The sequence below is a fragment of the Palleronia aestuarii genome (assembly GCF_003253995.1).
Classification (GTDB): domain Bacteria; phylum Pseudomonadota; class Alphaproteobacteria; order Rhodobacterales; family Rhodobacteraceae; genus Palleronia; species Palleronia aestuarii.
The window spans coordinates 22,448-30,772 of record NZ_QKZL01000031.1; the positions used below are offsets into that span (position 1 = coordinate 22,448).

Annotated in this window: 6 protein-coding genes and 1 pseudogene; 5 read left to right on the plus strand and 2 right to left on the minus strand. The window is 62.6% G+C overall.

Annotated elements, in window-relative coordinates; translation table 11 throughout:
• Window positions 1-59 precede the first annotated feature (59 nt).
• The 4 genes from crtD to LX81_RS19330 all read left to right on the plus strand — a co-directional run bounded on the left by crtD (window position 60) and on the right by LX81_RS19330 (window position 5,660).
• Entirely contained in the window at window positions 60-1,634 is a 1,575-nt protein-coding gene (crtD, locus tag LX81_RS19315) for a 1-hydroxycarotenoid 3,4-desaturase CrtD (protein WP_111538931.1), read from the plus strand.
• Window positions 1,580-2,455, plus strand: coding sequence for a carotenoid 1,2-hydratase (gene crtC / locus LX81_RS19320; protein ID WP_111538937.1), 876 nt, complete (start codon window positions 1,580-1,582; stop codon window positions 2,453-2,455). Before crtD ends, crtC begins: the two co-directional genes overlap by 55 nt.
• 650 nt (window positions 2,456-3,105) lie before the next feature.
• On the plus strand, window positions 3,106-3,504 hold the full coding sequence (locus LX81_RS19325; RefSeq protein ID WP_111538932.1) for an SET domain-containing protein-lysine N-methyltransferase: 399 nt from the start codon (window positions 3,106-3,108) through the stop codon (window positions 3,502-3,504).
• A complete protein-coding gene (locus tag LX81_RS19330; protein WP_111538933.1) occupies window positions 3,501-5,660 on the plus strand; it encodes a putative bifunctional diguanylate cyclase/phosphodiesterase in 2,160 nt (719 codons plus the stop codon). Before LX81_RS19325 ends, LX81_RS19330 begins: the two co-directional genes overlap by 4 nt.
• 558 nt (window positions 5,661-6,218) lie before the next feature.
• Here the strand turns inward: LX81_RS19330 and LX81_RS23400 are convergent.
• Together LX81_RS23400 and LX81_RS19340 are read right to left on the minus strand one after the other, a co-directional pair.
• Window positions 6,219-7,298 (minus strand): annotated as a pseudogene (locus LX81_RS23400) (transposase).
• 117 nt (window positions 7,299-7,415) lie between these two features.
• Window positions 7,416-7,610 (minus strand): hypothetical protein, encoded by a 195-nt coding sequence (locus tag LX81_RS19340; protein WP_111538934.1) that lies wholly within the window; start codon window positions 7,608-7,610, stop codon window positions 7,416-7,418.
• Window positions 7,611-8,029: 419 nt separating this feature from the next.
• Between LX81_RS19340 and LX81_RS23405 the strand changes: the two genes are divergently transcribed.
• Window positions 8,030-8,325 (plus strand): transposase family protein (locus tag LX81_RS23405; RefSeq protein WP_170134040.1); only part of this gene is annotated, 296 nt, incomplete at its 3' end.

Here is an 8,325-nt window from a genome sequence, read left to right on the forward strand (position 1 = left end):
TAAGACAGTTGAGTGTAAATCAGTCTGGACAGTCCGCCCTCGCGAGTCAACTATCTCGCATGGCTCCGCGCGCGCATCTTCCCCGCATTCTCATCATCGGCGCAGGGATCGGCGGCCTCGCGGCCGCCGCGCGTCTGGCCCATTCCGGCCATCGGGTCGAGATCTTCGAAGCGGGCGCGTCGCCTGGCGGCAAGATGCGGAGCCTGCCGACGGCCGCGGGGCTGGCGGAAGCGGGGCCGACCGTCCTCACGCTTCGCGCCGTCTTCGACGATCTCTTCGCGGACTGCAACGCGCGTCTCGAAGACAGGGTGTCGATCGTTCCCGAGCCGCTTCTCGCACGGCATTTCTGGCCCGACGGCACGCAGCTCGATCTCTTTTCCGACCACGAGGAAAGTGCTGCGGCGATCCGCACCTTCGCCGGTCCGCGGGCGGAGTCGCAGTTCCATGCCTTCGCCGGTCGCGCGGCGAAGCTCTTCGCGGCCTTCGACGCCCCCATGATGCAGGCTGGCCGCCCGAACCCCCTGACCCTTGCGCGACGGGTCATGGCGGAGCCCGGCCTTCTCCCCGCGATAGCGCCGCATCGCTCGCTTTCGGGCCTCCTCGCACGCAACTTCGACGATCCACGACTTCGACAGCTCTTTGGGCGCTACGCGACCTATGTGGGCGGCACGCCCGATACGACGCCCGCGCTCCTCTCCCTTGTCTGGCAGGCGGAAGCGGCCGGTATCTGGCGTGTCACGGGCGGCCTCTCCGCCCTCGCCCGTGCCGTGGCCGACCTCGCCGTCGAGCGAGGCGCGACACTCTATCTCGATACGTCGGTCAAGGAGATTCGGATCACCGACGGCGCCGTACGCGGGGTGGTAACGGGAAACGATCGCCTCCACGCGGGGGAAATTGTCCTTCATGCCGGCGATCCCCGGGCACTCGGCGCCGGCCATCTCGGTGTCGCCGCGAGGAAGGCTGTATCCAGCCGAGGAACCGACCCGCGCAGCCTCTCCGCGGAGGTCTGGGCCTTCGCAGCCAAGCCCGACGGGCCGCCCCTCGCCCATCACAACGTCTTCTTCGGCGCCGATCCGAAGACGGAGTTCGACCCAATCCGCCACGGTCGTCCGCCCGACGACCCGACGGTCTATGTCTGCGCGCAGGATCGCGGTACCAATCTGAAGCCGCCCCGGATCGAGCGATTCGAGACGATCGTCAATGCGCCACCCGGACTGGCCGAACAGGAGTACGAGACATGCCGTCGAAGGACCTTCGGGACCCTGGCCCGCCGCGGACTGACGTTCTCGCCCGAGCCATCGCGCAGCGACGGAGCGCTGACGGATCCGCAGGGATTCGGATGCCTCTTCCCGGGGAGCATGGGGGCTCTTTACGGTCGCGCACCGACGGGGCTGATGGCGGCCTTCGCGCGGCCCCGCGCGACGACGAGGATCAAGGGGCTCTACCTCGCGGGGGGTGGGACGCATCCGGGCCCGGGGGTGCCGATGGCGGGCCTCTCCGGGAAGCACGCGGCCGCGGCGATCGCGACCGCCCGGTCTTCGACGTCGATGTTCCGCCGCAGGGCTACGCCTGGTGGTACATCGACGGGGTCAGCGACGACGGTCGCGATGCCGTCAACGTCATCGGATTCATAGGCTCCGTCTTCTCGCCCTGGTACCGCTGGTCGGGCCGCGGGAACCCCGCGAACAATTGCTGCATGAACGTGGCGACCTACGGACGCGGCGGGCGCTTCGCGATGACCGACCGCGGGTCGGACGCCCTTCGGCGGGGACGAGACTTCCTGACGATCGGCCCGTCCTCGATGTACTGGAACGGCGAGGAGCTGCAGATCGAGATCGACGAGGTCTCCTCCCCGCCGCTCGTATCCCGCATGAAAGGCAGGATCACGGTCCGCCCCATCGCGCTTACCGCCGCCGAGGTCGCGCTCGATCCCGAAGGCGAGCATATCTGGCGACCCTTCGCCCCCGCCGCCCGGATCGAAGTCGACCTTGGTCGACGCGGGCGCTGGTCAGGGCACGGCTATTTCGACGCGAATTTCGGTACCGGACCACTCGAACGCGATTTCAGCGCATGGAGCTGGGGACGTTTTCCGACCCAGGACGGCGCCACCTGCTTCTACGAGGCGGTCCCGCGCCACGGTGCGCCGCTCTCCATCGGCCTCGACTTCGCGAAGGACGGTGCGGTGTCGGAGATCGAACGCCCGCCCCGCGCCCGGCTCCGCCGCTCACTCTGGGGCGTCGCCCGCGAGACCCGCGCCGATCAGGGCTACCTCCCGCGTCAGGTCAAGGGCATGCTCGACGCACCCTTCTACTGCCGCTCGGTCGTGCGTACTCAGATCAAGGGCCAGGAGGTCACAGGCGTTCACGAGACGATCGACCTCGACCGCTTTGCGAAGGGTTGGCTCATGCCGATGATCGCAATGCGCGTACCCAGACGTCGGAGCTGGAATTTCTAGGCGCGACGCCGGGGTCTTTCCCTGCCAAATATTTCCACTGCTCCACCCAAGCGAGAAACTGCCCATCGGCGCCAGTCCCGCCCGCAGCGCGGTCAGCCGTCCTCCCGGCGCCGTAGCCTCGAACGGCACCTTGATATCTCCCGCTTTAGTGAACGTTCCCACAAGGCCGGGAAGTGTCCGATAGCGAACGGACGCGAAGAGACTTGCCGGAGGTGTTCTGGCGCAATGCCGCGAAACGAGATCGGAATTTCGGGGTCACAATCATCGCGCGCGCGGCAGGATTGCGACTGCTGGATTCGGTGACGCGGCAAGGGAACACACAGCTCGACGGAAGCACGTTGACGGCTGCGGCCCGATGGTCGTCGGCGCCGGTTCCGGCACTGGTTCACACGGCCAAGCTAGCCATCACTAACGCGAACGCCGAGCGAAATGCGCCGAGTCCGATATTGAAGGTACAGCCGCGTCGCAGTCGTGTTCGGCCGGCGCGATCAGGAAACGTGACAATCAAGTCCCGTTGCGATGTCGTCTGGAAGCCGCCTCGATCGCGCCCCGTGATACGTACGCCCCCTTTCGAAATCGTTTTCAGACTTTCGCTCTCTTGTCCGTGTCCCGCCGGAGCGGTGCCATCAGGACAACGCGTGAGGTCGAGAATGCTGCTGGTGAAGCATTTTGTGTCGACAAGCTCGATACACAACTTAGGATTGTTCATCGGAGAGGCCGTAATCAAGGACTGCCCGATTTGGCGGTTTGAGCCGGAGTACGACGTTGAAATACCGGAAACGATCCTCGATGAATTCGACGACACCCTGCGCCATCTCGTCCTCGATTGCGCGGAGTACTTCTCCGACCGACGTATCTATCGGCTCGGAAATGACGCGGATATCTTCATGAACCATAGCGAGACACCGAACCTCATCGATCTGGGCGACGTCATGATCGCGGCCCGCGACATTGCCGTAGGAGAGGAACTGACCTGCGACTATCGGAAGGTGCATGTCGCCAATTACCGGCCGCCCGGCGAGCGCGTATTGGAAATTCCACCGCCGTGAACCAGACATCGCTCTCACGGCAGATCGTCGTCATCGCCCTGGTCCTGATCGTGGCCTTTATCGTCACGATCTGGGCATCGCTCCTTTCGATCCGCTCGGCAATGAACCGGCAGGCGGCCGAGGCTTCCATCGAACTGGTACGTGGGCGCATCGCGGCATACCAGGAGCAGGTATCGCTGATCGCGAGCGACTACCATAACTGGACCGACGTATATCAAGCGGCCGTCGACCAGGATTTCGATGAGCTATACTCAAATTACGGGATCACGGCCGTTCGTGGCGACGTCTTCCAGTACGCCGAGATGTTCGACGGGCCGTTCGATGCCCCTGCCTCTTGGCAGGTGGGATCGGCACGTGAACCCCGGGACGGCATTCTCTCTGCGGAAACGCTTGCGGTTCTGGAAAGGGAGGTTCCCGAACTCGATTTCAACGAACGAGAGACGTTCGACTTCCTTGAATACCGCGACGGCGATCTCGTCATGTTCAGCGCATCGTGGTTGCTTCCCGAGGACATCTTTGTGATGCCGGAGATCAATGGCGGCAACCTTGCGATCGCCGTCATCGGCAAGGCCCTCTCCCGCACACAAATTGAAAATATCGAGACCGATCTCGACCTTGCGGAGCTTCAGTTGCAGGCAACCCCGGTCGAGACGGGACCGGTCTCGTTGCGCCTCGACGAGCCTTCAGGCAGCCCGGCTGTCTACCTCTCGTGGTTACCACCGACTCCGGGGACCGAACTTTTCCGACGCGTTCGGCCGGTCATGGCGGCGGTCACGATCACCTTCATCCTGCTCGCTGGTGTGGCGGCCCGATTGCTTCGCGGCAAGGCAAAGGAACTGATCGCGAAGGAAGCCGAAACTGCGGCTCGTGCGCGCACGGACCCGCTGACGGGCCTGCCGAACCGTCTGGCGTTAAACGAGTATCTCGAAGCACTCCGGAAGGACGATCCGACGGACTTCGCGGTGATCAGCCTCGATATCGATGGCTTCAAGCGAGTCAACGACCTCGTCGGACACGCGGCAGGCGACACCTACCTGAAGGTCTTCTCCGAGCGCCTCGCCGCGCTGACCGCGGGCGGAACGTTCGTTGCGCGGCTGGGAGGTGACGAGTTCATCGTCGTCATCGATGACGACGGCAGCGATCTCAGTGCAAAGGTTGCCGATACCTGTCAGCTCGTCGAACGGCTGCATCGCGACAAGGTCATGGTCGGGGGCTATGCATTCGACGTCTACGCGGCGAAGGGATTGGCATTCTCGACGGGATGCCAGCTCGAGATCGAGGAAGTGCTGCGCAACGCCGACCGAGCCATGTACATGGCCAAGCAGCGCCGACGTCAGGAGGTCGTACAGTACGACGCCAGCATGGAAGCAAGCGTCGCACTCGATAATTCCATCGAGCGGGCATTGCGCTCTGCCCTGCTGACCGGCTCGGAGTTCTACCTCGAGTACCAGCCGATCGTGAATGCACGATTCCCGAATGGGATCGCGAAATTCGAAGCCCTGGCACGCTGGGACAGTCCCGAACTGGGCCGCGTGACCCCCGACGATTTCATACGGGTTGCGGAGATGACCGGTCTGATCCTACCGCTCGGAAAGCTGCTCCTCGATATTGCCTGCAAGGACCTCAGGGCTCATCCGGCGCCGCGCGTCAGCATCAACGTTTCTGCCGTTCAGCTGATGTCTCCGCGGTTCGCGGAAGAGTTCGTCGCCAAGATCATATCGTCCGATCTCGATCCCCGCCGCATCGAGATCGAGATTACGGAGACAGTGGCGATCTCCGACAACAAGTCCGTGGCCGCGACACTCCACGAACTTCGCTCGCGCGGTATCTCGATCGCGCTCGATGATTTCGGGACCGGCTTCTCATCGGTGGGATACTTGGCGAGCATGCCGTTCGATACTCTGAAGATCGACCGGTCCTTCGTATCGGGCAAAGTTGCAAGCAACCGAACGATAAAGATGGTCAGGTCGATGATAACGCTGGCCAACTCGCTCGATATGCAGGTCGTCGCCGAGGGGATAGAGCGGGAGGGGGAAGCCGAAATGCTGCGCCATTTCGGTTGCGACATGTTCCAGGGCTTCCACTACGGCCGACCCGGCCTCCTGTCGGCATTCTTCGACACCCGCCAGATGGAACTCGATCTCGGCATAGCTTGAGTGCATGGTCGTCACGTGCGATCGAAGCTGAGAAGCGTTGTCGCACGGCGCCAATACGGGACTTATATCGTGGGTCCAATTAAATGGCTAAGCGATGTGTTGAGGCCCCGCATCCACGCGCTACCAAACTTTCGACTTGTTATCATGCGACGCGTCGCCTCGGGAGCGCAGCTCACTGACAGTTGTGTTCGACCCTCTAACGCCGTGGGATGCGGGTCGTCGGGCAAGCGCAGTGCGCAGCCCACCTACGCGACGTGGCGATTTACGCAGGCCCGACGATAAAGCCTCGGTTTGGCTTGCCGCTGCGGCAAATGGCCTTTCGGAAAGCTAGAGGAAGGTTGGCCGGCATAAATGATTTCCGGTAGGCCGGTAAGCCGATCTTCGTCTTGGTTGAACCCCCGCCAGGATTGTTGGTCGTCGGTTGAGACAGACCCAATCAGGCGCCCGCCCGCCGGGTGACGAAAGGGGCCGCGTATCGTTTGGACGTCGAGGCCGCGTCGAATGGTGGTCCGGAACGTTGAGACGCCGACATGGGCTCGGCCTTAAATTGGTTTACTTCTAATCTGGCGCATATCCTGCAGTTTCAAAGAAGTTCCAGCATTCTTCGGGTTCGAAGAAGCTGCAGATGTCGCCGAGTGCGTGGATCAGGGTGTCGTAGGTCCGCGCGCCGATGCGGCGCAAATGAACTTTCAGCTTTGAGAAGGCCATTTCGATCGGGTTAAGGTCTGGCGAGTAAGCCGGCAGGTTCGAGGGATCGGAAAGGCGTCCAGTGGACGGCTTTTACCGAGAACGCATCCAGCAGCCATGGGCGTTCAGGATCTTGACCGCCTTGGGGCTTTGTGGGTCGAGAGGTTGTCGAGGAGTGAGGAGGAAAAGAGTTTAATCCAGTGGATCAAATTCCCGACGAACACGGTGCCGGGCGACAGGGCCAGTGCGAGCTGGGTCTCGACGTAGATGTCGAAAGCGGTTCGATCCATCGCGCCGTCGATCACCCAAGACGCCATCAGCGCATCGCAGGTGAGCCCGGCGATGAAGGTCTGAGCCTGCCAGCGGCCGAATGAGGCCGTGCCGAGCAGGCGTTCTCCTACGGCGCTTCGACCTCGCAGGCGGGTCATGTTGGCTTTGACCGCAGTCTCGTCGATGAAAACGAGCCGGTGCGCCCTTCCGCGCATGAAGGGCTGTCGGCGCACGGTCCAGTCACACCGGACGAGCCTGATACCGGCTCTCATACGCTCCTGTGCGATCAGACCTTTTTTATATGAGAACTCGGCGCGGATTAGCGCCCGATGGATCGAGGAGAGTTTGGCCGACACGCCATGCACCTCCTCCAGCGGTCGCTTTTCGCGGTGCCATCGATCCAAGCCCGATGGGCGACGCCAGTTCCTTGAGCGTGATGTCCGGCTCCGCGCGCACGATCTCGGCCAGGAACACCGTGTGCGGCGTGAGCTTGCCCGCGGTACCCGGTGCGCGGCCTAGCCGCTTCGGCATGATCACGCCGCTGTCACGGTGATCGGCCGCCAGCCGGACCACCGTGCTGGCGCTAACCCGGAACACCTGCGCCGCTGGCCGGCAGGAATTACCCGCCGCGATATATTTCAAAACCCGTTCGCGTAGATCCATCGAGTAGAGTTTGCCCATTCTCCACCTCCTCGAGGGAGTGAATCAGACAAACAAGCTCCAGGGAATCCTCCACGATTCAGATCAAAGGCAAACCGCTTTAGACTTCCGCGTATTTCACGGTCCGTCAGAGCCGCCCTATGAGGGCCTCGGCGCGTCAGGCGCTTTTGCCGTCCATGCCGATGGCGATCTCTGCTGCTGAAACACTTGAATGAAGTCAATGCCGTTGAATTTAACCCCCTGATAGATGTCGAAGCTGTTCGGTTTGCCATCGCGGTCGCAGGCCACCTTCAGGGCCTCAATACAGACGTCGGCCGACAGCGTGATCGCCATCTGACATGTCGAACTTTGCGGCGGGACCAGTCGATGGCCGCGACAAGGTAGAGCGAGGCACTGCTCACCATCGGTTTGACGCCGATGCCGAACGCCCCGCGCCATGGGGACGCAGGTGATGTCCATGGCCAGACCTAATCGGGCCGCGTCACTTCCAAGACCCCTTAAATGAAAAGGAAAGACCTTGCACCCCGGTGCTGGCGTCGGGGGCGAGCCACCTCTGCCACTGATAGTGTGGATGACTTCTTCTCCCGGCATTGCGGCGTGCTGTCAACCGGCATCCAATTGGTGATCTGACGCATATTTGGTGCAGATGAAGCCTCGCCGCGCTACATTTTGGCAATCGTCTTAGGAGGTTGCCTATTGCTTCTGACATGGATCGACGGGCGTTCCTGCCCGGAGGGTTGACGGCGGAACGGATGGAGCCGGTTGATGACAGGGTGCTGATCCATGCGCGTCCGGTCGGCGGAGCCGCCTGTCCAGGATGCGGCGAGATTTCTCGGCGCATCCATAGCCACTACCAGCGCCGTCTTGCGGATCTGGCTGCACATGGGCGGCAAGTCAGGCTTGTTCTATCTGCTCGGCGCTTTCGGTGCCGGTCGCTTTTGTGCCGGACACGGATCTTCGCGGAGCGGTTCTCGCCGGCAATTGCTCAGCCCCACGCGCGGCGGACAGGGCGCTCGCAAGACCTGGTCCGTCATCTCGGTCTCGCCCT

What these genes read in the sequence shown, in the direction of transcription:
- LX81_RS19340 (WP_111538934.1), bottom strand. Translation starts at nt 7,610, where the DNA reads ATGGCGATCACGCTGTCGGCCGACGTCTGTATTGAGGCCCTGAAGGTG.
- crtD (WP_111538931.1), top strand. Translation starts at nt 60, where the DNA reads ATGGCTCCGCGCGCGCATCTTCCCCGCATTCTCATCATCGGCGCAGGG.
- LX81_RS19325 (WP_111538932.1), top strand. Translation starts at nt 3,106, where the DNA reads ATGCTGCTGGTGAAGCATTTTGTGTCGACAAGCTCGATACACAACTTA.